Annotated in this window: 18 protein-coding genes; 13 read left to right on the top strand and 5 right to left on the bottom strand. The window is 71.4% G+C overall.

All coding sequences use genetic code 11. From position 1 onward, the window contains the following. Nucleotides 1-183 precede the first annotated feature (183 nt). Genes AB0I22_RS25245 through AB0I22_RS25255 form a run of 3 tightly spaced genes read left to right on the top strand, consistent with a single transcriptional unit; the run spans nt 184 to nt 3,124 of the window. Complete coding sequence (locus tag AB0I22_RS25245) at nt 184-972, top strand: (Fe-S)-binding protein (RefSeq protein ID WP_363133171.1); 789 nt, start codon at nt 184-186, stop codon at nt 970-972. Nucleotides 973-989: 17 nt separating this feature from the next. Then, nucleotides 990-2,471 (top strand): LutB/LldF family L-lactate oxidation iron-sulfur protein, encoded by a 1,482-nt coding sequence (locus AB0I22_RS25250; protein ID WP_363133275.1) that lies wholly within the window; start codon nt 990-992, stop codon nt 2,469-2,471. Further along, nucleotides 2,468-3,124 (top strand): lactate utilization protein C, encoded by a 657-nt coding sequence (locus AB0I22_RS25255; RefSeq protein WP_363133172.1) that lies wholly within the window; start codon nt 2,468-2,470, stop codon nt 3,122-3,124. Before AB0I22_RS25250 ends, AB0I22_RS25255 begins: the two co-directional genes overlap by 4 nt. Nucleotides 3,125-3,290: 166 nt before the next feature. Here the strand turns inward: AB0I22_RS25255 and AB0I22_RS25260 are convergent, their stop codons facing one another. Then, the gene (locus tag AB0I22_RS25260; RefSeq protein WP_363133173.1) at nt 3,291-4,535 is read right to left on the bottom strand and encodes an amidase; all 1,245 of its coding nucleotides are present in this window, start codon (nt 4,533-4,535) and stop codon (nt 3,291-3,293) included. Between the two features lie 117 nt (nt 4,536-4,652). Here AB0I22_RS25260 and AB0I22_RS25265 point away from each other — a divergent pair, with 117 nt between their 5' ends. The 3 genes from AB0I22_RS25265 to AB0I22_RS25275 are packed head-to-tail and all read left to right on the top strand — an operon-like array spanning nt 4,653 to nt 7,158. After that, the gene (locus AB0I22_RS25265) at nt 4,653-5,450 is read left to right on the top strand and encodes an ABC transporter substrate-binding protein (RefSeq protein ID WP_363133174.1); all 798 of its coding nucleotides are present in this window, start codon (nt 4,653-4,655) and stop codon (nt 5,448-5,450) included. A gap of 14 nt (nt 5,451-5,464) precedes the next feature. Next, nucleotides 5,465-6,250: an amino acid ABC transporter permease gene (locus tag AB0I22_RS25270; RefSeq protein ID WP_363133175.1), complete on the top strand. Its 786-nt coding sequence runs from the start codon at nt 5,465-5,467 to the stop codon at nt 6,248-6,250. A 5-nt stretch (nt 6,251-6,255) separates the two neighbouring features. Further along, nucleotides 6,256-7,158, top strand: coding sequence for an amino acid ABC transporter ATP-binding protein (locus AB0I22_RS25275; RefSeq protein WP_363133176.1), 903 nt, complete (start codon nt 6,256-6,258; stop codon nt 7,156-7,158). 486 nt (nt 7,159-7,644) lie between these two features. Here the strand turns inward: AB0I22_RS25275 and AB0I22_RS25280 are convergent, their stop codons facing one another. Both AB0I22_RS25280 and AB0I22_RS25285 read right to left on the bottom strand, forming a co-directional pair. Beyond that, entirely contained in the window at nt 7,645-8,952 is a 1,308-nt protein-coding gene (locus AB0I22_RS25280; protein WP_363133177.1) for an MFS transporter, read from the bottom strand. Nucleotides 8,953-9,175: 223 nt separating this feature from the next. Continuing rightward, a complete protein-coding gene (locus AB0I22_RS25285) occupies nt 9,176-11,044 on the bottom strand; it encodes an ABC transporter ATP-binding protein (protein WP_363133178.1) in 1,869 nt (622 codons plus the stop codon). Between the two features lie 113 nt (nt 11,045-11,157). Between AB0I22_RS25285 and AB0I22_RS25290 the strand changes: the two genes are divergently transcribed. Together AB0I22_RS25290 and AB0I22_RS25295 are read left to right on the top strand one after the other, a co-directional pair. After that, a complete protein-coding gene (locus AB0I22_RS25290; protein WP_363133179.1) occupies nt 11,158-11,604 on the top strand; it encodes a MarR family transcriptional regulator in 447 nt (148 codons plus the stop codon). Between the two features lie 223 nt (nt 11,605-11,827). Continuing rightward, nucleotides 11,828-14,761: an FAD-binding and (Fe-S)-binding domain-containing protein gene (locus AB0I22_RS25295; protein ID WP_363133180.1), complete on the top strand. Its 2,934-nt coding sequence runs from the start codon at nt 11,828-11,830 to the stop codon at nt 14,759-14,761. A gap of 36 nt (nt 14,762-14,797) precedes the next feature. On the opposite strand, the gene AB0I22_RS25300 is transcribed toward AB0I22_RS25295, so the two are convergent. Continuing rightward, nucleotides 14,798-16,192, bottom strand: a complete 1,395-nt coding sequence (locus AB0I22_RS25300) for an alpha-amylase family protein (protein WP_363133181.1) — start codon at nt 16,190-16,192, stop codon at nt 14,798-14,800. Nucleotides 16,193-16,476: 284 nt separating this feature from the next. On the opposite strand from AB0I22_RS25300, the gene AB0I22_RS25305 reads away from it, so the two are divergent. From AB0I22_RS25305 to AB0I22_RS25315, 3 genes are all read left to right on the top strand, one after another. Next, entirely contained in the window at nt 16,477-17,916 is a 1,440-nt protein-coding gene (locus AB0I22_RS25305; RefSeq protein WP_363133182.1) for a Gfo/Idh/MocA family oxidoreductase, read from the top strand. Nucleotides 17,917-18,200: 284 nt separating this feature from the next. Further along, nucleotides 18,201-20,042, top strand: a complete 1,842-nt coding sequence (locus tag AB0I22_RS25310; RefSeq protein ID WP_363133183.1) for an ABC transporter ATP-binding protein — start codon at nt 18,201-18,203, stop codon at nt 20,040-20,042. Continuing rightward, complete coding sequence (locus tag AB0I22_RS25315; protein WP_363133184.1) at nt 20,039-21,820, top strand: ABC transporter ATP-binding protein; 1,782 nt, start codon at nt 20,039-20,041, stop codon at nt 21,818-21,820. The genes AB0I22_RS25310 and AB0I22_RS25315 overlap by 4 nt, the downstream gene beginning before the upstream one ends. 50 nt (nt 21,821-21,870) lie before the next feature. On the opposite strand, the gene AB0I22_RS25320 is transcribed toward AB0I22_RS25315, so the two are convergent. Beyond that, nucleotides 21,871-22,662: a metal-dependent hydrolase gene (locus tag AB0I22_RS25320; protein WP_363133185.1), complete on the bottom strand. Its 792-nt coding sequence runs from the start codon at nt 22,660-22,662 to the stop codon at nt 21,871-21,873. A gap of 133 nt (nt 22,663-22,795) precedes the next feature. On the opposite strand from AB0I22_RS25320, the gene AB0I22_RS25325 reads away from it, so the two are divergent. Together AB0I22_RS25325 and AB0I22_RS25330 are read left to right on the top strand one after the other, a co-directional pair. Next, a complete protein-coding gene (locus AB0I22_RS25325) occupies nt 22,796-25,309 on the top strand; it encodes a DUF3516 domain-containing protein (RefSeq protein WP_363133186.1) in 2,514 nt (837 codons plus the stop codon). 52 nt (nt 25,310-25,361) lie between these two features. Then, entirely contained in the window at nt 25,362-26,297 is a 936-nt protein-coding gene (locus AB0I22_RS25330) for an acyl-CoA thioesterase II (protein WP_363133187.1), read from the top strand. Nucleotides 26,298-26,322: the final 25 nt, after the last annotated feature.

The raw sequence follows: 26,322 nt of genomic DNA on the forward strand, positions 1-26,322 counted from the left end.
TCAGGCGGCCCGGCGGGCGGCCGGACCAGCGGGAAACCTACGGCCAGGCGGACGGCTCAGCCGTCCCGGAACTGACGGCCCGACAGGTCCCGGGGATATGAGCAAGGCGTGACAGACATCGGATGAATCCTTCACAGCCATAGGCCCCTGGGGCAGTATGGCCGCAGTCCCGAAGGAGGTTCCGTGCGCGTCGCGCTCTTTGTCACCTGCGTCAACGACACTCTCTATCCGCACACCGGGCAGGCCGTCGTCACCCTGCTGGAGCGGCTCGGCGTCGAGGTGGACTTCCCGTCGGCGCAGACGTGCTGCGGGCAGCCCCAGTTCAACACGGGGTACCGGCACGAGACCGAGCCGCTGGTGCGCCGCTACGCCGCGGCCTTCCGGGAGTACGACTACGTGGTCACGCCGTCCGGTTCGTGTGCGGCGATGGTCCGCGACAACTACCCGCGGATCGGCGCGAAGGCGTCCGCCGAGGGGCGGGGCGAGGAGCTGACCGAGGCCGCGGCCAGCGCGGTGCCGAAGACGTACGAGTTGACGGAGTTCCTCGTCGACGTGCTGGGCGTGACGGACGTCGGCGCGTACTACCCGCACACCGTCACCTACCACCCCACCTGCCACGGGCTGCGGATGCTCGGCCTCGGCGACCGGCCGCGGCGGCTGCTGGAGCACGTCAAGGGCATCGAACTGCGCGAACTGGCCGGCGCGGACGAGTGCTGCGGCTTCGGCGGCACCTTCGCCGTCAAGAACGCCGCCGTCTCGGCGGCGATGGGAGCGGACAAGGCGCGCGCCATCGTGGACACCGGGGCCGAGACCATCTGCACCGTCGACAACTCCTGCCTCATGCACATCGGCGGCACCCTGGCCCGGCAGGGCGCGGCGGCCCGGCCCGTGCACATCGCGGAGATCCTGGCCGCCACGGAGGGCGCTCCGCCGCCCGCCGCGAAGGCCGCCGCCGAGGGGAGCCCGCTGTGACCCGTACGTACCTCGGCATGCCGGGCAGCCACCCCGCCGCCTCCCGCGCGCCGTTCCCCGAGGCCGCGGCGGCCTCCACCCAGGACGCCCAGCTCCGCGGCAACCTCCGGCACGCCACCCACACGATCCGCGCCAAGCGCGCCAAGGCCGTGGCGGAGCTGGACGACTGGGCCGCGCTGCGCGCCGCCGGTGCCGCCGTCAAGGACCGGACGCTCCGTCACCTCGACCACTACCTGGAGCAGTTGGAGGAGGCCGTCACCCGCGCCGGGGGCACCGTGCACTGGGCGGCGGACGCGGACGAGGCGAACCGCGTCGTCACCCGGCTCGTCCAGGAGACCGGCGAGCGCGAGGTCGTCAAGGTCAAGTCGATGGCGACGCAGGAGATCGGGCTCAACGAGGCGCTGGCGAAGGCCGGGATCAGCGCGTACGAGACCGACCTCGCGGAGCTGATCGTGCAGCTCGGCGACGATCTGCCCTCGCACATCCTGGTACCGGCGATCCACCGCAACCGCGGCGAGATCCGCGACATCTTCCGCGAGAAGATGGCCGCTTGGGGCCGCCCCGCGCCGGACGCGCTCACCGACGAGCCGCGCGAACTGGCGGAGGCGGCGCGGCTGCATCTGCGCGAGAAGTTCCTGAACGCCAAGGTGGGGATCTCGGGCGCGAACTTCATGGTGGCCGACTCGGGCACCCTGGTCGTCGTCGAGTCCGAGGGCAACGGGCGGATGTGCCTGACGCTCCCCGAGACGCTCATCTCGGTGGTCGGCATCGAGAAGATCGTGCCGACGTGGCAGGACCTGGAGATCTTCCTCCAACTGCTGCCCCGCTCCTCGACGGCCGAGCGGATGAACCCCTACACCTCCACCTGGACCGGCACCGCCGACGGCGACGGCCCGCGGACCTTCCACCTGGTGCTGCTCGACAACGGCCGCACCGACACGCTCGCCGACCAGGTCGGCCGGCAGGCGCTGCGCTGCATCCGCTGCTCGGCCTGTCTCAATGTGTGCCCGGTCTACGAACGGGCGGGCGGCCATGCGTACGGGTCGGCCTACCCGGGTCCGATCGGCGCGATCCTCACCCCGCAGCTGCGCGGCGTCAGCGGCTCCCTGGAGGCGTCGCTGCCGTACGCGTCCTCGCTGTGCGGCGCGTGCTACGAGGTGTGCCCGGTCGCCATCGACATCCCGGAGGTGCTGGTCCATCTGCGGGAGCGGGTCGTCGAGGGCGGCGAGGTGACGCTGCGCGGCTCGAAGGCGGTGATCAAGCCCGCGAAGGGGCACGCCGCCGAGCGGGCGGCGATGCGGGCCGCCCGCTGGGCGCTCGACCATCCGGGCGCGCTCCGCCGCGGCCAGCGGCTCGCCGCCCGTACCCGCCGGCTGCACCCCAAGCGGCTGCCCGGCCCCGGCCGCGCCTGGTCGGAGACGCGCGAGCTGCCCGAGGTGCCGGCGGAGTCGTTCCGGGACTGGTGGGCCCGTACACGCGGCGAGAAGGGCACGAAGTGAACAGCAGAGAGAGGGTGCTGGGGCGGGTGCGGCGCGCGCTGGCGGATGTGCCGCGGCACGAGCGGCCGCAGGACCATCCGGTGGCACGCGACTATCTGCGGACGCACGGCGACCGGACGCACGCCGAGCGGGTCGATCTGCTCGCCGAGAACCTGGCCGACTACCGAGCCGCCGTGCACCGCTGCGCGTCCGCCGAACTGCCCGCGCTGATCGCCCGCCTGCTGGGCGAGCACGGTTCGCGCAGCGTGGTCGTGCCGGCCGGGCTGCCGCCGGAGTGGCTCGCGGAGGCGGACGTCGAGCGGCTGCCCGACGCCGCCGGGGACACGGCGCGCGGCCTGGACGCCGTGGACAGCGTCGTCACCGGGTGCGCGGTCGCCATCGCCGAGACCGGCACGGTCGTCCTCGACGCCGGGCCGGACCAGGGGCGCCGCCGCATCACGCTCGTACCCGACCACCACATCTGCGTGGTACGGGCGCGGGAGCACGTCGTCGACTCGGTGGTGCAGGGGCTGGAACGGCTGGCCCCGGCGCACCCGCTGACCTGGATCTCGGGGCCGTCGGCGACGAGCGACATCGAGCTGGACCGGGTGGAGGGCGTGCACGGCCCGCGCACCCTCGAAGTGATCATCGTGGAGGACGAGGCGGAGGCGTGAGGGACGGGCGGCCCTGATCCGCTGGATCTCCCCGCGCTCCCGGATCTCCCGACTCTCCCAGATCTGCCAGTGATCGGTGGCCGGTGGTCCGTGTGCTGATCCGCAGGGACGCCGAGACCGTACGGACGCAGGCCGCCCGCGCGCGCCACCCCGCTCTGGGCAGGGCTCAGCCGGCGACAGCCGACTCGATCGCCGCGCACCGTGCGATCAGGTACTCGTCCGCTCCCGGCGCGGCGGTCACCTGGAGGCCGAGCGGCAGTCCGTCGGCGGCGCGGTCGGCGGGCACGGTGAGGGCGGGCGCGCCGGCGTAGCTCCAGGGCAGGTTCATGATCGAGCTACCGGTGGTGGCGATGCCGCGCGGCGCGGGCCCCGGCGCGGCGGGCATGATCCACAGATCTGCGCCCGCCTCGTCCATCGTGTGCGGCAGACGGGCGCGGAACTCGTCCCGGTGCCGCAGCGCGCCCTCGTAGTCCGCCCGCGCGACGCCGTGCCCCTGCCGGATCGCGGCCGCCGTCTCCTCGCGGTAGTACCGCTCATAGCGCGGGAACCAGTCGGCGTGGACGCGGGCGACCTCGTAGCGGTTGACGAGGAACTGCTGCCGGACGATCTCCTCGTAATCCGCCATGAACGGAACCCGGCGGACCGGGAAACCGGCGTCGGCCAGCCGCTCGACCTGCCGTTCGAAGGCGGCCAGCGCCTCGTCGTCGGCACGCCGGAGATAGGGGCCGTCGGGGACGCCGAGGACCGGCGGCCGGTCGTACGCTGCCGCGTCCCGCCAGCCGTCGCAGAGCACGGCGGCGGCGCGCGCCGCGCCCGCGACGTCGGGCGCGAAGACGCCGACCGTATCCAGGGTGGGCGCGTTGTCGATGACGCCGGCGACGGGTATGCGGCCGTGAGTGGGCTTGTAGCCGACCACGCCGCAGAACGCCGCCGGGCGGATCACGGAGCCGACCGTCTGGGTGCCGATCGCCAGCTCCACCATGCCCGCCGCGACGGCGGCGGCCGAGCCGCTGCTCGAACCGCCGGGCGAGTGCTCCAGGTTGTGCGGGTTGCGGGTGGGCCCCGGCGCGAGGACGGCGAATTCCGCCGTCACCGTCTTCCCGGCCACCAGCGCGCCCGCTGCCCGCAGCCGGTCGACCACCACGGCCTGAGGGCCCGTCAGCGCCTCGGCGGGCACCTCCGATCCGGCGCGCGTGGGCAGGCCGTCGACGCGGATGATGTCCTTCACGCCGACCGCGATGCCGTACAGCGGCGGCTCGGCGGAGCTCCCGGAGTGGCGCGCGGCCGTCTCGGCGGCCTCGGCGCGCAGCCGTTCGCGGCGGTCGGGTTCGGCGACGAAGGCCCGTACGTCCATGTCCAGCCGATCGATCCGGTCGCATAGCCGGTCTGTGTCCAGCGTCGGATTTCTCATGCTCACCGAGGTTACGGGGGTGTGCGGGGGTGCAGACAGGGGGTCCGGGCGGTGGCAGGATGCGGCACAGCTCACTGATCATGTGCAACTTCTCGCCGATCCACGCATGGAGGCGTCGTGTTCACCCGCTCAGCGCTGTCCGCCCTCGCCGCCACCACCGCCGCCCTCGCCCTGCTGGTCGGCTGTACGAGCACCAAGGTCTCCGGATCGGACGGCTCGGAGCTGAGCCTGGTCGAGAAGGGGAAGCTGAAGACCTGCACCCATCTGCCCTACGAACCGTTCCAGGTCCGCAAGCACAACAAGATCGTGGGCTTCGATGTGGATCTGGTGGATCTGGTCGCGGAGGATCTCAAGGTGAAGCAGGAGATCGTGGACGCGCCCTTCGAGGGCATTCAGACCGGCGAAGACCTCAATACCCGGAAGTGCGATATCGCCGCGGCCGGGATGACCATCACGCCGGTGCGCGAGAAGAACCTGGACTTCTCGGACAGCTATTTCGAGGCGACTCAGGCCCTGCTCGCCAAGAAGGGCGCGCCGTATCGGAGTCTCGCCGATCTCAAGGGGAAACGGCTGGGCGTCCAGCAGGGCACCACGGGCGAGGTCTACGGAAGGAAGCACGCCCCAGGGGCCACCAAGGTTCAGTTCGAGGATCTGGCCCTGCTGCTCACGAATCTGAAGACCGGGCAGCTCGACGCGGTGGTCCACGACAACGGCGTTCTCCTGGACTACGCGAAGAAGAATCCGGAGCTTGCGGTGGCGGCCGAATTCCGTACGGGCGAGCAGTACGGCTTCGGTGTGCAGACCGGCAACGACGCGCTGCGCGAGGAGGTCAACAAGGTGCTCAAGAAGGCCAAGGCGGACGGTCGCTACGACCGTATCTACCGCAAATGGTTCTCCACCGCTCCCAAGAAGTGAGGAGACCGCCTCACATGGCCATGTCCCGCCGACAGCGGTCCCGGGCGATACGCGCCGTCCAGTACGCCGTGCTCGCCGCCGTCCTGCTCACGCTGGTGTTCGCCGCCGACTGGGGCGAGATCCGGCGGGCCTTCTTCGACGCCGAGGTCGCGAAGGCCCAATTCCCCGACATCATCACCACCGCACTGGTCAACACCGTCATCTACACCCTTCTCGGGTTCGGCTTCGGACTGCTCCTCGGGCTGCTGCTGGCGCTCATGCGGCTCTCGGAAGTGCCGCCCTACCGCTGGCTGGCCGTCGCCTATATCGAGTTCTTCCGCGGCGTACCCACGCTGCTGGTCTTCATCGCCCTGGGGTTCGGCGTTCCACTCGCCTTCCAGGTGGCCATCAATCAGTACGCGACGGTGATGCTGGCTCTCGGCCTGGTCGGCGCGGCCTACATGGCGGAGACGATACGGGCGGGCATCCAGGCGGTCCCCAAGGGGCAGACCGAGGCGGCGCGTTCGCTGGGCATGTCGCAGAGCCGGGCCATGGTGTCGATCGTGATTCCGCAGGCGTTCCGGATCGTGCTGCCGCCGCTGACCAATGAATTGATCCTGCTGACGAAGGATTCCTCACTGGTGTATTTGCTGGGCCTCTCGCTCGACCAGTACGAGCTGTCCAAGTTCGGCCGGGACGCCCTCAATCAGAACCGCAGCCTCACCCCGATCCTGATCGCGGGGCTGTGCTATCTGGTCATCACGCTGCCGCTCGGCCATCTGGTGCGGCGGCTTGAGGCCCGTACGGCGAGGGCGAGGTGAGCGGCATGGAGAGCGACGTGGAGAGCGGGGCGACAGGTGGCGCGGCGAGCGGTTCGGCGGGCGGCGTGGAGAGCGGCGCGGCGGGCACGGCCATCGAGGTCCGGGGGTTGCGCAAGTCCTTCGGCGAGCTGGAGGTGCTGCGCGGCATCGACTTCCGGGTGGCGCGCGGCGAGGTGGTGTGCGTGATCGGACCGTCCGGGTCGGGCAAGTCGACGCTGCTGCGGTGCGTGAACCTGCTGGAGGAGCCGACGTCCGGGTCGGTGACGGTGGCCGGCGTCGAGATCACCGATCCGGAGGTGGACATCGACCAGGTGCGGCGGCGGATCGGCATGGTCTTCCAGTCGTTCAACCTCTTCCCGCACCTGTCGGCCCTGGGGAACCTCACCATCGCCCAGCGGCGGGTGTTGCACCGGGGCAAGGCTGAGGCCGTGCGGGTGGCGAGGGAGCGGTTGGAACGGGTGGGGCTCACGGACAAGGAGTCCGCCTACCCGGCGCAGCTCTCCGGCGGCCAGCAGCAACGGGTCGCCATCGCACGGGCGCTGGCCATGGACCCCGAGCTGATGCTGTTCGACGAGCCGACGTCGGCGCTCGACCCGGAACTGGTGGGCGAGGTGCTCGCGGTGATGCGCTCACTCGCCGACGAGGGCATGACGATGCTCGTCGTCACGCACGAGATGAGCTTCGCGCGGGAGGTCGCGGACCGGGTGGTGTTCATGGACGGCGGAGTGATCGTCGAAGAGGGCACGCCGGAGCAGGTCGTGGGCGCGCCCCGGCACGCCCGTACGCGGTCCTTCCTCGCGCGCGTACTCGACCCGGCGGCCACGAAACTCGATCCGGGGACCGTCGAGCCCCCCTCAGAGACCGCCGGACACGACGAACACACGAACAAGGGACCGGACGTTCGCTAGAACGCGTGATCGTTCCGGGAGAGATTGCGAAATCACCCTGCGACGCATGATGCTTACGGTGCGCAAGCGACGGGCTGCAGACCGTCATCGCGCATCCGGCTCAAGTCCCCATGACGAGCCGGATGTTGGTCCCACATTTGCACCAAGGAGAAGGCACCACCATGAACATCATCACCAACCTGCTCGCCGGCATCGTCCACTTCGTGGGTTGGCTCGTCTGACGGACGCTCTCCCCCCCATGCGGCGCCGCATCTCCCCGTCCCAGGGAGGTGCGGCGCCGCCGCGTCGTGCCGTGCTGCGCCGTGCTATGTGCACGGCACGCATAGCCGACCCGCTCGCTCAGCATGCCGGCCTGCTCGCTCAGCCCGCTCAGCCCGCTCTGGAGGAACGCGGCATCGACGCGGCCGTACGCGACTTCGTCGACCGCGGCGCCCTCGGTCGCTTCGGGGGCTCCGGGGGCTCCGACCCACGACTCGGCCCGTCCGTTCAGCGCTCCATCGGCCGCTTCGCGGTCTCCGGCAGGACGCAGTACACGCAGGCCGAGATCAGGCAGAGCCCGGCCACGTACCAGGGGAAGCCCCCGGCGTGGCCGGCCTGTTTGAACCAGGTGCCGACGTACGGGGCGGTGCCGCCGAAGAGCGCCACGGTCAGCGAGTACGGAAACCCGATGCCTGCGGCCCGTACGCGCGCGGGGAAGACCTCCGCGTTCACGGCGGCTGCCACCGAGGTGTAGCCGGTGAGCAGGACCATGCCCGCGCACTGGACCAGCAGCAACGAGAGGAACGCGTCGGTGACCGCGTGCAGCAGCGGCACGGCGAGGACGGCGAACCCCACCGCGAAGGTGATCAGCAACGGCTTGCGGCCGATGCGGTCCGAGAGCATCCCGCCCAGCGGCTGGAGCAGCGCGAAGAAGGCGAGCGAGATGGTGCCCACGAGCAGCGCGTCGCCCTTGTCGAAACCCGCGTTGACCTGGGCGTAGGTGGGCAGGTAGGTGGTCCAGGTGTAGTAGGCGATGGTGCCGCCCGCGGTGATGCCGCAGATCAGCAGCGACTCGCGGGGGTGGCTGCGCAGCGCCTCGAAGAGCGCGGGGCGGGCGGCGGCCCGCTGCTCCGCGCTGCGCGTCTCGTGCGCGCCCTGGCGGACCCAGAAGCCCACGAGGCTGATGAGCGCGCCGAACAGGAACGGCACGCGCCAGCCCCAGTCGCCCATCTGCCCGTCGGTGAGCAGATGGGTGAGCAGCGCGGCGACGCCCGAGGCGATGAGCTGGCCGATGGTGGTGGACACGTACTGGAAGCTGGAGAACAGGCCGCGTCGGCCCGGGCCCGCCGACTCGACGAGGAAGGTGGTGGACGCGGCGAATTCGCCGCCCACCGAGAGCCCTTGGACGAGCCGCGCGATGACGAGGACGACCGGGGCGAGGACGCCGACGGCGGCGTAGGTGGGGGTGAGTGCGACGAGGAGGCTGCCGCCGCCCATGAGCAGGATGGTGACGGTGAGCGCGGTACGGCGGCCGTGGCGGTCGGCGACGGCCCCCATGAGCAGGCCGCCCACGGGGCGCATGAAGAAGCCGACGGCGAAGACGGCGAAGGTGGAGAGCAGCGGGACGAGGGAGTTTCCGGAGCCCTTGGGGAAGATCTGGTCGGCGAAGAAGACGGCGAGGAACGAGTACGCGTACCAGTCGTACCATTCGGCGGCGTTGCCGACGGAGGCCGCCGCCAGCTGGCGGAACGCGGATACGGGGCGCGCGCCGGAGGGCTTGCCGCGCCCGGCCGCTATGTGATCGGTACTCGTCATGATCCGCTACTCCCCCGGCACGGCCGCCCGCTAACGCCGACGCGCGGCCGGGATCGCGGGCCTGCCGAGCCCGCGCCACGCTCACACCCCACGAAGGTCCGGCCACAGGGCCGAACCGCGAGGCCGTAGCGCGGGGCCGGACGCAACCGGGAGGCCGGGCCATATCGTGCTCAGGCCGTACCGCGCTCAGGCGGTGCCCAGCGGCGGTCCGGGCCGTGGGCGGTCAGGCCGCGGGGGCGAGTTGCGTGTCGCGCCGCACCAGGGCCGCGTACCGGCCGTCCATCGCGAGCAGCTCGTCGTGGGTGCCGCGCTCCACGATGTGGCCGCCGTCGAGCACGACGATCTGGTCGGCGTCGCGGATCGTGGAGAGCCGGTGCGCGATGGTGATGGTCGTACGCCCGGCGGAGAGCGCGTCCATCGCCTCCTGGACCGCAAACTCGGTACGGGTGTCCAGCGCGCTGGTGGCCTCGTCGAGGATGAGCACGGGCGGGTCGCGCAGAATGGTCCGGGCTATGGCCAGGCGCTGCTTCTCGCCGCCGGAGAAGCGGTATCCGCGCTCGCCGACGAGAGTGTCGTAGCCGTCGGGCAGTGAGGCGATGTGGTCGTGGATCTGCGCGGCCTTCGCGGCGGCGGCGATCTCGTCGTCGGTGGCATCGGGCTTGGCGAACCGCAGGTTGTCGGCGACGGAGGCGTGGAAGAGGTAGGTCTCCTGCGAGACCACGCCCACCGCTCGGGCCAGCGTGTCGAAGTCGAGATCGCGGACGTCGACCCCGTCGATCAGCACGCGACCGCCCGTGACGTCGTAGAGCCGGGGCACGAGGTAGCTCAGGGTGCTCTTGCCGGAGCCGGTGGGGCCGACGACGGCCAGGCTGCCGCCCGCCGGAACGCTCACATCGATCCCGCTGAGCGTGAGGGCCCTGCCCGCGTTGTCGGCGACGTCAGCGTCAGCGGCGTCCGGGTTCCCCGGCTCTCGCGACTCGCCCGCGTCCTGCGCGTCGTACGAGAAGGACACCTTCTCGAAGCGGACGTCCCCGCGGACGGTCGGGAGATGGACGGGCTCCGCGGGCTCGTCGATGTCCACCGGCAGGTCGAGGTACTCGAAGATGCGGTGGAAGAGCGCGAGGGAGGTCTGCATCTGGACACCGGTGGTGAGCAGGCTGACCGTGGGCCGGAGCAGGCCCTGCTGGAGCGAGACGAAGGCGACCAGGGTGCCGATGGAGACGGCCGGGCCGCCGAGCTGGAGCGTCATTCCCGCGGCCCAGTAGATGAGGGCGGGCATGGCGGCCATGACGATGCCAATGGTGGACATCCGCCACCGGCCGGCCATGTTGGAGCGCACTTCGAGGTCGACGAGGCGCTCGGACTCCGCGGCGAAACCCTTGGTGAGGGAGTCGGCGCGGCCCATGGTGCGGCCCAGCAGGATGCCGCTCACCGAGAGGGACTCGGTGACCATCGCGGACATGGCGGCCATCTGCTTCTGCCGCTGCGAGGTGATCTTCTTGCGCTCGCGGCCGACTCTGCGGCTGATCCAGACGAACAGCGGCAGCAGGAGCAGCGAGACGACGGTGAGCCGCCAGTCCAGGGCGAGCATGGCCACCACGGTGGCGACGACGCTGGTCAGGTTGGAGACCAGCGAGGTGGCGGTGGAGGTCACGGTGGCCTGCATGCCGCCGATGTCATTGGCGATCCGGGACTGGACCTCGCCGGTGCGGGTGCGGGTGAAGAACGCCAGCGGCATGCGCTGGAGCTGGGCATAGACGGCGGTGCGCAGGTCGTGCATGACGCGCTGGCCGACGGTGGTGGAGATGAGGGTCTGCAGGACGCCGAAGATGCTGTTGACGACGGCGGCGGCGATCATGCCCAGCGCGAGCAGGCTGAGCAGGCCCGTACGGCCGTGCGGCAGGGCGACGTCCAGCACCTCGCGGAGCAGGAACGGCGAGGCGACCGAGACCAGCGAGGAGGCGGCGACCAGCAGCCCGACGATGGCGAGGCGGCCGCGGTAGGGGCGGAAGAGCCGGAGGATGCGCCGCAGCTGCGCGGGCTGTTCCGGGTCTGCGGGCGGGGGCGTCCATTCGATGTCGTCGCGGGGCATGGGCTCCTTCACAGGGATGCGGGTTCATGAGGGTGGTGCGGTGACGAAGTTTCGGCGAGCATAGCTCATTGTTACCTATACTCACAATGCATTGAGTCCTGTATCCTGCGATCATGACGGCCCCCGATCCGACCGGCCACCTCGCCGAACAGCTGCTGCGCCTCAACCGCAGACTCCACCGCGCACAGCGCCGCCTCCTCGAACCGGTGGGCATCACCCCCGCACAGTCCCGGCTGCTGCGCACCGTCGCCCATTTCGGCGAGGAACCACCGCGGATGGCCGACCTCGCCGAGCGGCTGGAGGTCGTGCCGCGCGCGGTGACCACCCTGGTCGACGCACTGGAGACGGCCGGGGCGGTGCGCCGGGTGCCGGACCCCGCCAATCGCCGCGTCATCCGGATCGAGCTCACGGACCGCGGCCGCTCGACGCTCCGCGCGCTGCGCGACGCGCGCCGCACGGCCGCGGAGGACATCCTGGCCCCATTGGACGACGACCAGCGCGAGGTGCTGGGCGAGCTGCTGGCCCAGCTGATGGCCGGGCCGAACGGCCACCACTGCTGACCCCGTCCCGCAACCGCACCGCAGCCGTACCGCGACCACTCCACGGCCGCGCCCCGAGGCCGTATACCGGGAGAACACCCCGGCATCGGGGCCGGCACCCCGGCGCGGCACCATGAATCAGTACCGCATTCCGAGACCCTGAGCCTGAAACCTGACATTTCGACACCGCGCACGAAGCTCGCGTTCAGCCATCGACGCCGAGACGCACCACTTGGAGAGCACCATGCCGCTTCTGGAGCCCGACCCCGACGCACTCCGGCCGACCACGACGCGGGCCCCCTCCCCCGACCGCGTCGCGAGCGACCGCTCCCAGGGCACGCCGCAGCCGCTGCGCGGTGATCTGGAGGCGCTGCTCGGCCCGGAGAAGGTGCTGTGGAAGGTCTCCGACCTGGTGCGCTACGCCTCGGACGCGAGCCCGTACCGCTTCACGCCGCAGGTCGTCGTGGTCGCCGAGGATGTGGACGACATCTCCGCCGTCTTCTCCTACGCCCACGGCAAGGGCCGCCAGGTGGTCTTCCGGGCCGCGGGCACCTCGCTCAACGGACAGGCGCAGGGCGAGGACATCCTCGTCGACGTCCGCCGGCACTGGGCGGGCGTCGAGGTCCTGGGCGACGGCGCGCAGGCCCGTATCCAGCCCGGCACCACCGTGGTACGGGCCAACGTCGCCCTAGCGCGGCACGATCGGGTGCTGGGCCCGGACCCGGCCAGCTCCATCGCCTGCACCGTGGGCGGCGTCGTCGCGAACAACGCCTCCGGAATGACGGCGGGCACCACCCGCAATTCGTACCGCACGGTCCGCTCCCTGACGCTCGTGCTGCCGTCCGGGACCATCGTGGACACCGGCGATCCGCAGGCCGACGCGGACCTGGCGCACGCCGAGCCGGAGCTGTGCGAGGGGCTGCTGGCCCTCAAGGCGGAGATCGAGGCGGACGGCGCGCTGACGACCCGGATCCGCGCGAAGTACGAGATCAAGAACACCAACGGCTACCGCCTGGACGCCTTCCTGGACGGTTCGACGCCCGTGGAGATCCTGCGCGGGCTGATGGTCGGCTCCGAGGGCACGCTCGGCTTCATCTCGGAGGTCGTCTTCGACGCCCTGCCGCTGCACCGCCTCACCTCCACCGCCCTGCTCTTCTTCCCCACCCTCCAGGCGGCAGCGGCGGCCGTACCGCTGTTCAACGAGGCAGGCGCGCTCGCCGTGGAGTTGATGGACGGCAACACCCTGCGCGCCTCCGTCAGCGTCGCGGGCGTACCGGCCGACTGGGCGGAGCTGCCGAAGGAGACGGCGGCCCTGCTGGTCGAGTTCCGCGCTCCCGACGAGGCGGCCCTCACGGAGTACGAGCGGGTCGCGAACGAGGCGATCGGCGGCCTCGAACTCACCGCGCCCGTCGCCTCGGTGACCAACGCCTTCACCCGCGACCCCGGCACCATCGGCGGCTACTGGAAGGCCCGCAAGGCGTTCGTCACCGCGGTGGGAGGCTCCCGCCCGTCCGGCACGACCCTGATCACCGAGGACTTCGCGGTGCCGCCCTCGCGGCTCGCCGAAGCGTGCGAGGCGCTCCTGGAGCTCCAGGAGCGGCATGGCTTCGACGCCGCCGTGGCCGGCCACGCCGCCCACGGCAACCTGCACTTCCTGCTCGCCTTCGACGCGGCGGAGCCCTCCGACGTCGACCGCTACGCCGCCTTCATGGACGACTTCTGCACGCTCACCGTGGAGCGCTTCGACGGTTCCCTGAAGGCCGAGCACGCCACGGGCCGCAACATCGCCCCGTTCCTGGAGCTGGAGTGGGGGCCGCGGGCGACCGGGCTGATGTGGCGGATCAAGGAGCTCGTCGACCCGCACACCATCCTCGCCCCGCGCGTCCTGCTCGACCGCGACCCGAAGGCCCACCTCCGCGGCCTCAAGACGATTCCGCGGGTCGAGCAGGTCGCCGACCCGTGCATCGAGTGCGGGTTCTGCGAACCGACCTGCCCCAGTGGCGACTTGACGACCACGCCGCGCCAGCGGATCGTGCTGCGCCGGGAGATGATGCGCCAGGCCCCGGGTTCGCCGGTCACGGACAGCCTGCTGGACAGCTACGGCTACGACGCCGTGGACACCTGCGCCGGCGACTCGACCTGCAAGCTCGCCTGCCCCGTCGGCATCGACACCGGCGCGATGATGAAGGATTTCCGGCATCAGCGGCACTCGCCGCGCGAGGAGCGCACGGCCGCGCTCGTCGCCAAGCGCTTCAAGGTGGTGGAGAAGTCCGCGCGGCTCGCGGTGGGTGCGGCGCAGCAGATCAGCGACCGGCTGCTGGAGTCGGTGACCGGCGCCGCGCGCAAGGCCGTACGGCCCGATCTGGTGCCCGAGTGGCTGCCGGAGATCCCGGGGGCGGCGGCCCGCAAGCTGCCCGCCACGCGCCGCGTCGGCGCGGTCGCCGTCTACTACCCGGCCTGCGTCAACCGGATCTTCGGGGAGCCCGAGGGATATGCGGGGCCCTCGCTGCCGGAGGCCGTGGTCGCGGTCTCGGCGCGCGCCGGGAAGCCGGTGTGGATTCCGGGGGACGTGGCGGGCACGTGCTGCGCGACGATCTGGCACTCCAAGGGGTACGACGACGGCAACGCGGTCATGGCCAACCGCATCGTCGAGGCCGCGTGGGGCTGGACGGCGGGCGGCCGGCTGCCGCTGGTCGTCGACGCCACGTCGTGCACGCTGGGCATCGCCCATGAGGTGGTGCCGTATCTGACCGAGGACAACCGGAAGCTGCACGCGGAGCTGAATGTCGTCGACTCGGTCGTCTGGGCGGCCGAGGAGCTGCTGCCCGAGCTGACCGTGCTGCGGACCATCGATTCGGCCGTCCTGCACCCCACCTGCTCCATGCGGCACTTGGGGGACGAGGCGCAGTTGGTGACGGTCGCCGAGGCGTGCGCGCGGGAGGTGGTGGTGCCGGACGACGCGGGGTGCTGCGCCTTCGCCGGCGACCGCGGCATGCTGCACAAGGAGTTGACGCGGTCGGCGACGGAGCGGGAGGCGGCGGAGGTGACGTCGCGCCCGTTCGACGCCCATCTGTCGGCGAACCGGATGTGCGAGATCGGCATGGACCACGCCACCGGCCGCAGGTACCACTCAGTGCTGCTGGAGTTGGAGCGGGCGACGCGGCCCTCCGCCGTCTGACGCCGCCCGGGGCGGCCGGTGGGCGCCCCATAGCCGCTACGTCCTGGCGCCGATGTGCAGGGCGAGCGCGCTCTTCGCGCCCACCGTCACGGTCGCCTTGCCGTCGTCCCCGACGGTGACCGTGCCGCCCGCGCAGTCGCCCGGCCGCGCCGCGACGACATCGCGGTACGTGCCGGCGGGCAGGCCGGTGGCGAAGGTCCTGCTGAGGGCGGTGTCGCCGTCGTTGATGGCGATGAAGCCCTTGTCGCCGCGGCTGAAGGCGATGGCGCCGCGGCCGTCGTCCCACCAGTCGGTGAGCTCGGCGCCGGCTGTGGCGTTGCGGAAGCCGACCATCCCGGTGATGTCCCGCCGGGCGTGCGTGCAGGTCCAGGCGCCGTTGTCGCAGCGCGCCGCGCCGCCGTCGGGCGGGCCCGCATCCCTGTCGGTCCAGGCGTATCCGGAGTAGACGTTGGGCGAGCCGTAGGGCGAGGCAAGCATGAAGATGTTGGCGAGGGTGTAGGCGGCGGAGTCCTTGTAGCTGAGGGTGGAGCCGTTGCGCTCGGTGTCCCAGTTGTCGACGAATGTACGGGCGCTGCCGCTGCTCAACTTGGCGTCGCCGATGTGCCGGAGGCTCGTCAGGTCTCCGCTGCGGAAAGCGGACTTGAGGTGCGTGCCGTAGCGGAATTCGTCGACGTCGCCGATGCCGGTGTACTCGTCGGGCTGTACGGCCTCGCCCGCGCCGTAGATGGCCTCGGACACCCAGAAGCCGGGGTCGGCCATCTTGCCCCTGATGGCGGCGAGGTCGGCTGCGGCGATGTGTTTGGCGGCGTCGACGCGGAAGCCGTCCACACCGAGTGAGCGCAGGTCGTCGAGGTAGCGGGCGATGGTGGTGCGTACGTACTCGTTGCCGGTGTCGAGGTCGGCGAGGCCGACGAGCTGGCAGTTCTGTACGTCTCCGCGGTCGCGGTAGTCGTCGATGTCCTTGCGGCAGCCGTGGAAGTCCTGCACCTGGTAGTAGCCGGGGTAGTCGTACTTGGTGTATTCCGTGCCGCCGGTGCCGGTGCCCGATCCGGCCGACATGTGGTTGACGACGGCGTCGGCGATCACTTCGACGCCCGCCGCGTGGCAGGTTTCGACCATGTTCCCGAAGGCGTCCCGGTCGCCGAGCCGTCCCGCGACGCGGTAGCCGACGGGCTGGTAGGAGGTCCACCACTGGTCGCCCCGGATGTGCTCGGAGGCGGGCGACACCTCGACGTAGCCGTAGCCCGCGGGGCCGAGCGATTCGGTGCAGGCGCGGGCCACCGCGTCGTACTTCCACTCGAAGAGGGTGGCGGTGACGGTCTTCCCGCCCGGCGGCGTGGCCCGCGAGGAGTCCGGGGCGATGACGGCGAGGCAGGCGGCGGCGGTCAGCCCGGCCACGGCGCCGCGGAGGGCGCGGGTGCGCAGGTACACGTGCTGCTCCTTCGGTGTGCGGGCACGGCGGGTGCCCTCGAAGACAGCCACGCGCCAGGCCACCGTGGGGTTCTGGGACGGAGACTGCCGTCCGGCGGTGAACACGTCAAGGTGTACCGCCGAGGATACGACGGGGGCCGCCGATCGCCGCCGCCCGCCCGACGGAACCGCCTCGTCCGCCCTCCGTAATCGCCTGGGCCTCTTGCGCACCGGACGCCCCAACCGCCATGGTCCTGACCGAAGTTCCTGCGAAAGCCGCGCACCGTCAACTCCCTGGAGGGTCGATGAACGAGGCAGCACCGCAGAACCACCGGAAAGACCCAGGCCCCAGCCGTCGCTCCCTGCTCTGGACAGCGGGCGCCGCCGGCGCCGGTCTGGGGCTCGGCGGGTTCAGCGCCCAGAACGCCGCCGCCGACAGCAGATCCGCGGCACGGGGCGCTCCCGCCGCCGAGAGCCTCTCCGCCGAGCCGAAGCGGCGGGGCCCCACCATGATCGGAGTGCCCTTCGAGCGCCGCTCCACGGTCCGGGTCGGGATCATCGGTCTCGGCAACCGCGGCGGCAGCATGATCGACCTGTTCCTCGCGGTGCCGGGGGTACGGGTCGTCGCCCTCTGCGACATGGTCAAGGAGAAGGCCGCGCGGGCCGCGACGAAGGTGACCGCCGCGGGCCAGCCCGCACCGGCCGTCTACACCAACGGCGAGGACGACTTCGAGAATCTCTGCGACCGCGGAGACGTGGACTTCGTCTACGTCGCCACCCCCTGGGACTGGCACTTCGAGATGTGCCGCACGGCGATGCTCAGCGGCAAGCACGTCGGCGTGGAGTGCCCCCTGGCGATGGAACTCCACCAGCTCTGGGAGCTCGTGCACGTCTCCGAGAGCGCCCGGCGGCACTGTATGCAGTTGGAGAACTGCTGCTACGGCAGGAACGAGATGCGGGTGCTGCGCATGGCGCACGCGGGTCTCTTCGGGGATCTGCTGCACGCCGCGGGCGCGTACAACCACGATCTGCGCTCTCTGCTGTTCGATCCCGTCTACTACAAGGACGGGTGGCGGCGGAAGTGGCACACCCGGCTCCGCGGCGACATCTACTCCACCCACGGCCTCGGCCCGGTCGCCAACTACCTGGATGTCAACCGGGGCGACCGCGCGGTGCGGATCACCAGCGTCGGCTCCCCCTCCCTGGGGCTCGCCGCCTACCGCAAGGAGCATGTGCCGCCGGGCGACCCCAGTTGGAAGGAGTCGTACATCGAGGCGGACCGGACCATCAGCCTCATCCAGACCGCCAAGGGCCGGGTGATCCGGCTGGAGCACGACGTCTCGACGCCGCACCCCTACAGCCGGGTCAACAGCCTCGGCGGCACGAAGGGCCTCTTCGAGGACTACCCGGAGCGGATCTACATCGAGCCGGACCACACCGACGACCAGTGGGGCGACTTCGGGAAGTACGCCCAGTGGGACCACTGGCTGTGGAAGGAGCACGCCGATCCGCCCGGCGGGCACGGCGGCATGGACTACATCCTCATCTTCCGGCTGATGCAGTCCCTGCGGCTGGGCCTGGTCCCGGACTTCGACGTGTACGACGCGGCGACCTGGACCGCGCCCGTTCCGCTGAGCAACGCCTCCATCAAGGCGAAGGGCGCACCACAGGAGTTCCCCGACTTCACCCGCGGCCTGTGGCGGCACAAGCGGCCGGGGATGGACTCGCAGAAGCCCGCGGAGTGAGGGCGCGGGGTCCGGCCGGTCCACGTGACGCTGTTGGTTTTGCCAACACCGTCGGTCCACGCGGCCGGGCCCCGTTCCGTCTCACCGGCGGCGCTGCCGGCCCTCGGCCGGTCCCTCCGCGCGGCGGTGTGCACGCGGTCGTCGTGGCCGCCGGTCCCGCACAGCCGGGTGCGGGTCCGGTGGCCCGTTGTCTCGCTCACCCCGGATAACCAGTTGAATTCGGACGGCGAATACGGCGAACCTTTCACGGCCACCCGCCAGCGCACCGCTACCCGTGAGATGCCATGCAGATCAAAGACCTTCCGTATACCGATCCCGGCCGACCGGACGTCCGCTCCGGTCCGCGTTTCCTGCTGTGGCTGGGCAGCAACCAACTGGGCGGCCAGATCAAGGCCGCGCTCTGGGGAACGCTGCACATGGTCGCCGTAGCCCTCTTCCCCACCGCCGTGGGCGTCGCCGTGCAGGCGGTGTCCGATCGCTCCGGCGCCCGACTGGCGCTCGCGGGCGGCCTGATGGCGCTGATCGGCGTCCTCACCACACTGGGCGACACGATGCTACACAGAGTAGCCGTAAGTAATTGGATTCTGGCGTCGTCACGGGTGCAGCAACTGCTCGCCCGCAAGGCGGCCCAGTTGGGCTCCGCGCTGACCCGGCAGGTCGCGGCGGGCGAGGTGGTGGCCGTCTCCACGGGCGACGTGGAGAAGATCGGCTGGTTCGTCGAGGCGTTCTCCCGCTTCACCGCGGCCCTGGTCACCACCGTCGCCGTCTGCGTGGCGCTGATCATCTACGAGCCCGAGATCGGCTGGCTGCTGGCGGTCGGGGTGCCCGTACTGACGCTGGCCGTACTGCCGTTGCTGCCGCGCGCGACGCGGCGGGCCGACGAACAGCGCGAGAAGGCGGGGCGGGCCACCGAACTCGCCACGGACACCGTCGCCGGGCTCCGCGTGCTGCGCGGCATCGGCGGCGAGGAACTGTTCCTGACCCGCTACCGCCGCGCTTCCCAGGAGGTGCGGCGGGCCGCGGTGCGCAGCGCCCGCATGTGGGCGCTGATCGCCGCGGTGCAGGTCGCGCTGCCCGGCCTGCTGCTGATCGGCGTGGTCTGGTACGGCGTCGGGCTCGCCCAGGACGGGCGCATCAGCGTCGGCGAACTCGTCACGGTCTACGGCACGGTCACCTTCCTGCTGTTCCCTTTGCGGCAGTTCGAAGAGATCGCGATGGCCTACTCCTTCTCCCGGCCGTCCGCCCAGCGCGCGGCCCGGGTACTGGCGCTGGAGCGCGTCACCGACCCGGGTGGGCGGGGACAGGAAACGGGCGGCCCCGACCCGGACGGCGAGCGGCTCACCGGTGATCTGTACGACCCGTCGAGCGGTCTGCGGGCCCCGGCCGGGCAGTTGACCGCGGTGGTCTGCGGCGACCCGGACGCCGCCGGACGGCTCGCGGAACGGCTCGGCGGGCACAGCGCGCAGGACGGCGAGCCAGGTGGCTCCGCGCTGCTCGGCGGCGTGGCCCTGGACGAGGTGCCGCTGGACGCGGCCCGCGCCGCCGTGCTCGTACAGGACAAGGACCCGGTGCTGCTGTCGGGGACTCTCGCCGAACTCCTCGACGTGCCCGCGTCGGGGGCCGTCCCCGCCGAGGCCGCGCTGGCCGCGGCCCAGTGCGGTGACGTGCTGGCGGCGCTCGCCCAGGCCTCGGCGGACGACTCCGGCGACCCGATGCGGACCCGTATCACCGAGCGCGGCCGCTCGCTCTCCGGCGGCCAGCGCCAGCGGCTGGCGCTGGCCCGGTCGCTGGTGACCGACCCGGAGGTGCTGGTGCTGGACGAGCCGACCTCGGCGGTCGACTCGCACACCGAGGCGCGGATCGCGGAGGGGCTGCGCTCGCTGCGAGAGGGCCGCACCACGGTGGTGTTCTCCTCCAGCCCGCTCCTCCTCGACCGGGCCGACCGGGTGGTGTTCGTGCACGACGGCGACGCGGCGGCGGTGGGCACCCACCGGGAACTGCTGCGCACCGACCCCGCGTACCGCGCGGTCGTCACCCGCGAGACCGACGACGAGCAGTCCGCCGCGGGACTGGAAGACGAGCTCACGCGGCTCAACGAGAACGAGCAGATCGAGGAGTCCGCATGATCGGCGTCGCGCCGCCGGCGCACGACCCCGCCGCACCGGAGTCGGCGACGACCCTGCCGGTCGGCAAGCCCAGTACCGTGCGGGCGTACATCGGCGAGCTGCTGCGCAGGCACCAGACGGCCTTCGTGGTGCTGGTGGCGGTGAACGCCGTCGCCGTGCTCGCCTCCATGGTCGGCCCGTATCTGCTGGGCGGACTCGTGGAGAACCTGTCCGACGGAGCGAGCGAGCTCCATCTGGGGCGCACGGTCTCGCTGTTCGCCGTGGCGCTGGCCGTGCAGACCGTGTTCACGCACATGGTGCGGCTGCGCGGCTCGGTGCTCGGCGAGGAGATGCTGGCGGACCTGCGCGAGGACTTCCTCGTACGGTCCGTGGCCCTGCCGCCGGGCGTGCTGGAGCGCGCCGGAACGGGCGATCTGCTGTCCCGGATCACCACGGACATCGACCGGCTGGCGGAGGCGATGCGCGAGGCCGTGCCGCAGCTCGCCATCGGCGTGGTGTGGGTGGCGCTGCTGCTCGGCGCGCTGGGCCTGACCGCGCCGCCTCTCGCGCTGTGCGCGCTGGTCGCCCTGCCGCTGCTGCTCGTCGGCGGGCGCTGGTACTTCCGCCGGGCCCCGCGCGGCTACCGCTCGGAGGCCGCCGGTTACGCGGCGGTCGCCGCGGCGCTGACCGAGACGGTGGACGCGGGCCGGACCGTGGAGGCGCACCGGCTGGGCGAGCGCCGGGTGGCCCTCTCCGACCAACGCGTCGCGCAGTGGACCCAATGGGAGCGCTACACGATGTGGCTGCGCACCGTGCTCTTCCCGGTCATCAACCTGTCGCACGCGCTGCTCTTCGGCACCGTGCTGATCGGCGGCGGCGTCTTCGTGCTGTGGGGCTGGATCTCGGTGGGGCAGCTGACCACGGGGGCTCTCCTCGCACAGATGCTGATCGACCCCATCGGGCTCATCCTCCGCTGGTACGACGAGCTCCAGGTCGCTCAGGTGTCGCTGGCCCGGCTGGTCGGTGTCCGGGAGATCGAGCCGGAGGACGCGGACGGCCGGGTCGCTCCGGACGGCAGACACGTCCGCGCCGACGCGGTCCACTTCGGCTACCGGTCCGGCCACGACGTACTGCACGATGTCTCGCTCGATGTACGGCCGGGCACCCGGCTCGCGCTGGTCGGGCCGTCCGGGGCGGGCAAGTCCACGCTCGGCCGGCTGATCGCGGGGATCTACGCGCCGCGGACGGGCGAGGTGACGCTGGGCGGGGCGGAGCTGGCGCGGATGCCGGCTGAGCGGGTGCGTGAGCATGTCGCGCTGGTCAACCAGGAGCACCATGTCTTCGTCGGCTCGCTCCGCGACAATCTGCTGCTGGCCCGGACGGGCGCGAGCGACGCGGAGCTGTGGGCGGCCCTCGGCGCGGTCGACGCCGACGGCTGGGTGCGCGCCCTCGGCGAGGAGCTGGACACCGAGGTGGGCTCGGGCGGCACCGCGCTCACCCCGGCGCAGGCCCAGCAGGTGGCCCTGGCGCGGCTGGTCCTCGCCGACCCGCACACGCTCGTCCTCGACGAGGCGACCTCGCTCCTCGACCCCCGAGCGGCCCGGCACCTGGAGCGGTCGCTGGCCCGTGTACTGGAGGGCCGCACGGTCGTGGCGATCGCCCACCGCCTGCACACCGCGCACGACGCGGACATCATCGCGGTCGTGGCGGACGGCCGCATCAGCGAACTGGGCAGCCATGACGATCTGGTCGCCGCCGACGGGGCGTACGCGGCCCTGTGGCGCTCCTGGCACCAGTAGCCGCCGGACGGCCTCAAGGAGAGGGGCCGGCGGGAGGGGGCTGGGCGCGGTCAGATGTAGTCGAGCGCGCCCAGCCCGCCGAGACCGCCGAGGAACATGAAGACCGGCGTCAGGACCTTCAGCTCCACCCAGCTGCCGGCCCGGAAGCGCATGCCCTTCGGGGGCCCTACCGGGTGCCAGCGCTTGCGGCCGATGGGGACGGGCCACAGGATCGGGCAGCCGGAGACGGTCAGGGCGTCCCCGATGTCGTGGACCAGCGCTCCGAGGATGATCGGCAGGCCCAGCCACAGGTACTCCTGGCCGGGGCCGGTGAACAGCCAGTCCGAGCCGTTGCCCGGTTTGTTCAGGATGTCGGCGAGCATCCAGGCGCTGGTCGCGCCGAGCAGCCAGACCAGGACGTCGCTGGAGGTCCGGGCCATCCGCCACAGCAGTCCCTCGACGGCCAGCACCAGGTGGACGAAGAGGATGCCGAGCACCGCCCAGCGGCCCCCGGTCATCGCCAGCGCCGAGGCCCCGGCGCCTATGAGGACCGCCCACAGCCAGGTGTGGGTCAGCGTGCGGTGGCCGCCGGAGCGCCGGGCGTCCCCCCGCATCCGGGTGGCCTTGTAGACGGCGTGCGAGAGTTTGTCGACGATCTCGCACAGGGTGCGTGAGATCGGGCCGAAGGCCCGCGATATCGTCGCCGCCTTGTGGTCGAGGTCGGGTGCGAGCGCCGCCCCGGCGCTGATGAGCGCGCCGACGACGAGCACCGGCCAGGGCATCGCGTGACCCGCGCCCGCCATGGCCGCGCCCACCCCCAGCCACGCCGCCGCCCCGGACAGCGAGTGCGCCGGTCCCATCATGCTCGTTCCCACCCCTTTGGTCGCCGGCGCCTCGGATTGGTGACACCCGGCCGGCGACACAGCGTAGCGTCAGATGATCACCGTAGAACCAGCCGGTTCCCGCGCACGGCCCCAAGGCAGGCAGTATGGGGACGTGACCCTTATCGATCAGATGCCGAGCACCGCCGACCCCGATGCCCTCTTCGAAGCTTTCTCCGGCTGGGCCGAGGAGCGGGGCATCACGCTGTACCCCGCTCAGGAGGAGGCGCTGATCGAGGTGGTCTCCGGAGCCAACGTCATCTTGTCGACGCCGACCGGCTCCGGTAAGAGCCTGGTCGCGGCCGGCGCGCACTTCGCCGCGCTCGCCAACGACCAGGTGACCTTCTACACCGCTCCGATCAAGGCGCTGGTCTCGGAGAAGTTCTTCGACCTGTGCAAGCTCTTCGGCACCGAGAACGTCGGCATGCTCACCGGCGACGCCTCCGTCAACGCCGACGCCCCCGTCATCTGCTGCACGGCCGAGGTGCTCGCCTCGATCGCGCTGCGGGACGGCAAGGACGCCGACATCGGCCAGGTCGTGATGGACGAGTTCCACTTCTACGCGGAGCCCGACCGGGGCTGGGCCTGGCAGATTCCGCTGCTGGAACTCCCGCATGCGCAGTTCGTGCTCATGTCGGCGACGCTCGGCGACATGAAGCGGTTCGAGGAGGACCTGACCCGCCGCACCGGCCGCCCCACCGCGGTCGTGCGGTCGGCGACCCGTCCGGTGCCGCTCAGCTACGAATACCGCACGACGCCGTTGACGGAGACGCTCACCGAGCTGCTGGAGACCCACCAGGCGCCCGTCTACATCGTGCACTTCACCCAGGCCGCGGCCGTGGAGCGGGCGCAGGCGCTGATGAGCATCAACATGTGCACGCGCGCGGAGAAGGACGAGATCGCCAAGCTGATCGGCAATTTCCGGTTCACCACCAAGTTCGGCCGGAACCTCTCCCGCTACGTCCGGCACGGCATCGGCGTGCACCACGCGGGGATGCTGCCCAAGTACCGGCGGCTGGTCGAGCGGCTGGCGCAGGCCGGGCTGCTGAAGGTCATCTGCGGTACGGACACGCTCGGCGTCGGCGTCAACGTGCCGATCCGCACGGTGCTGTTCACGGCGCTGACCAAATACGACGGCCAGCGCGTACGGACGCTGCGGGCGCGGGAGTTCCACCAGATCGCCGGGCGGGCCGGGCGGGCGGGCTTCGACACGGCGGGGTTCGTCGTGGCGCAGGCGCCCGAGCATGTCGTGGAGAACGAGAAGGCGCTCGCCAAGGCGGGCGACGACCCGAAGAAGCGCCGCAAGGTGGTCCGCAAGAAGGCCCCCGAGGGCTTCGTCAACTGGGGCGAGAACACCTTCGAGAAGCTCATCGCCTCCGAGCCCGAGCCGCTGACCTCCCGTTTCCGTGTCACGCACGCGATGCTCCTGTCGGTCATCGCCCGGCCCGGCAACGCCTTCGAGGCCATGCGCCACCTGCTGGAGGACAACCACGAACCGCGCAAGAACCAGCTGCGGGACATCCGGCGGGCCATCGCCATCTACCGCTCGCTGCTCGACGGCGGGGTCGTCGAGCAGCTCGACGAGCCCGACGCGGAGGGCCGGATCGTCCGGCTGACGGTCGACCTCCAGCAGAACTTCGCGCTCAACCAGCCGCTGTCCACCTTCGCGCTCGCGGCCTTCGAGCTCCTGGACCCCGAGTCCCCCTCGTACGCCCTGGACATGGTCTCCGTCGTCGAGTCCACCCTCGACGACCCGCGGCAGATCCTCGCGGCGCAGCAGAACAAGGCCCGTGGCGAGGCGATCGCGCTGATGAAGGCGGACGGCGTCGAGTACGAGGACCGCATGGAGCGGCTCCAGGACGTGACGTACCCCAAGCCGCTGGAGGAGCTGCTCTTCCACGCCTACGGGGTCTACCGCAAGAGCCACCCGTGGGTCGGCGACCACCCGCTGTCGCCGAAGTCCGTCATCCGCGACATGTACGAGCGGGCCATGACGTTCACGGAGTTCACCGCCCACTACGATCTCGCGCGCACCGAGGGCATCGTGCTGCGCTACCTCGCCAGTTCGTACAAGGCGTTGGACCACACCGTCCCGGACGACCTGAAGTCCGACGACTTCCAGGACCTCATCGCCTGGCTCGGCGAGATGGTGCGGCAGGTCGACTCCAGCCTCCTCGACGAGTGGGAACAGCTCGCCAACCCGGAGGACGAGACGGCCGAGGAGGCCCAGGCTCGCGCCGACCAGGTCAAGCCGGTCACGGCGAACGGCCGCGCCTTCCGGGTGCTGGTGCGCAACGCCATGTTCCGCCGTGTCGAGCTCGCCGCGCTCGACAAGGTGGAGGAGCTCGGCGAGATGGACGCCGACGCCGGATGGGACGCGGACCGGTGGGGCGAGGCGATGGACGCCTACTGGGACGAGTACGAGGATCTGGGCACCGGCCCGGACGCGCGCGGTCCGAAGCTGCTGCAGATCGAGGAGCGGCCCGAGGACCGGCTGTGGCGGGTGCGGCAGACCTTCGCCGACCCGAACGGCGACCACGACTGGGGCATCTCGGCCGAGGTGGATCTCGCCGCCTCCGACGAGGAGGGGCGTGCGGTGGTGCGGGTCATGGACGTCGGCCAGCTGTAGTCTCCCAGTCGCCGCCCACCAGGCGTGCCCGACCAGCAGAGGAGCACCACCGATGACCACGCCCGCCGACCGGCTCGTCGGCCTGCTCGACCTGGAACGCATCGAGCAGGACATCTTCCGCGGCCGCAGCCCCGACGAGTCGCTGCAGCGGGTCTTCGGCGGGCAGGTGGCCGGGCAGGCGCTGGTGGCGGCCGGCCGCACCACCGACGGGCTGCGCCCGGTGCACTCTCTGCACGCGTACTTTCTGCGCCCCGGCCGTCCGGGGGTGCCGATCGTGTACCAGGTGGAGCGGGTCAGGGACGGGCGGTCCTTCACCACCCGCCGGGTGGTGGCGGTCCAGCAGGGTCGGACGATCTTCAACTTGACTGCCTCCTTCCATCGGCCCGAACCGGGCTTCGAACATCAGGCGCCGATGCCGGAGGTGCCCGGCCCGGAGGATCTGCCGACGCTCACCGCGGAGATCCGCTCTCACCTCGGCGAACTGCCCAACACCTTGCAGCGCATGGAGCGCCGCCAGGCCTTCGACATCCGGTACGTGGACCGGCTGCGCTGGACGCCCCAGGAGCTTCAGGGCGCCGAGCCGCGCAGCGCGGTGTGGATGCGCGCGGTGGGGCCGCTCGGCGACGACCCCCTGGTTCACACCTGCGCTCTGACCTATGCCAGCGATATGACGCTCCTCGACGCGGTGCGCATCCCGATCGAGCCGCTGTGGGGCCCGCGCGGCTTCGATATGGCCAGCCTCGACCACGCCATGTGGTTCCATCACCCCTTCCGGGCCGATGAGTGGTTCCTCTACCAGCAGGAGTCGCCCATCGCGACGGGCGGCCGAGGGCTGGCCCGCGGCCAGATCTTCGACCGCGAGGGCAGGCTCCTCGTGTCGGTGATGCAGGAAGGGCTCTTCCGCGCGGTGGCACCAGCGCCGGACGGCACGACGGATGCCGACGCGAAGACCGGCAGCGCGGGGGCCGACATCGCGGGCCGCTCCTAGGGACGGTCCGCCCGGTCTACCGTGC

This window comes from Streptomyces sp. NPDC050610 (genome assembly GCF_040654875.1).
Lineage (GTDB): Bacteria > Actinomycetota > Actinomycetes > Streptomycetales > Streptomycetaceae > Streptomyces.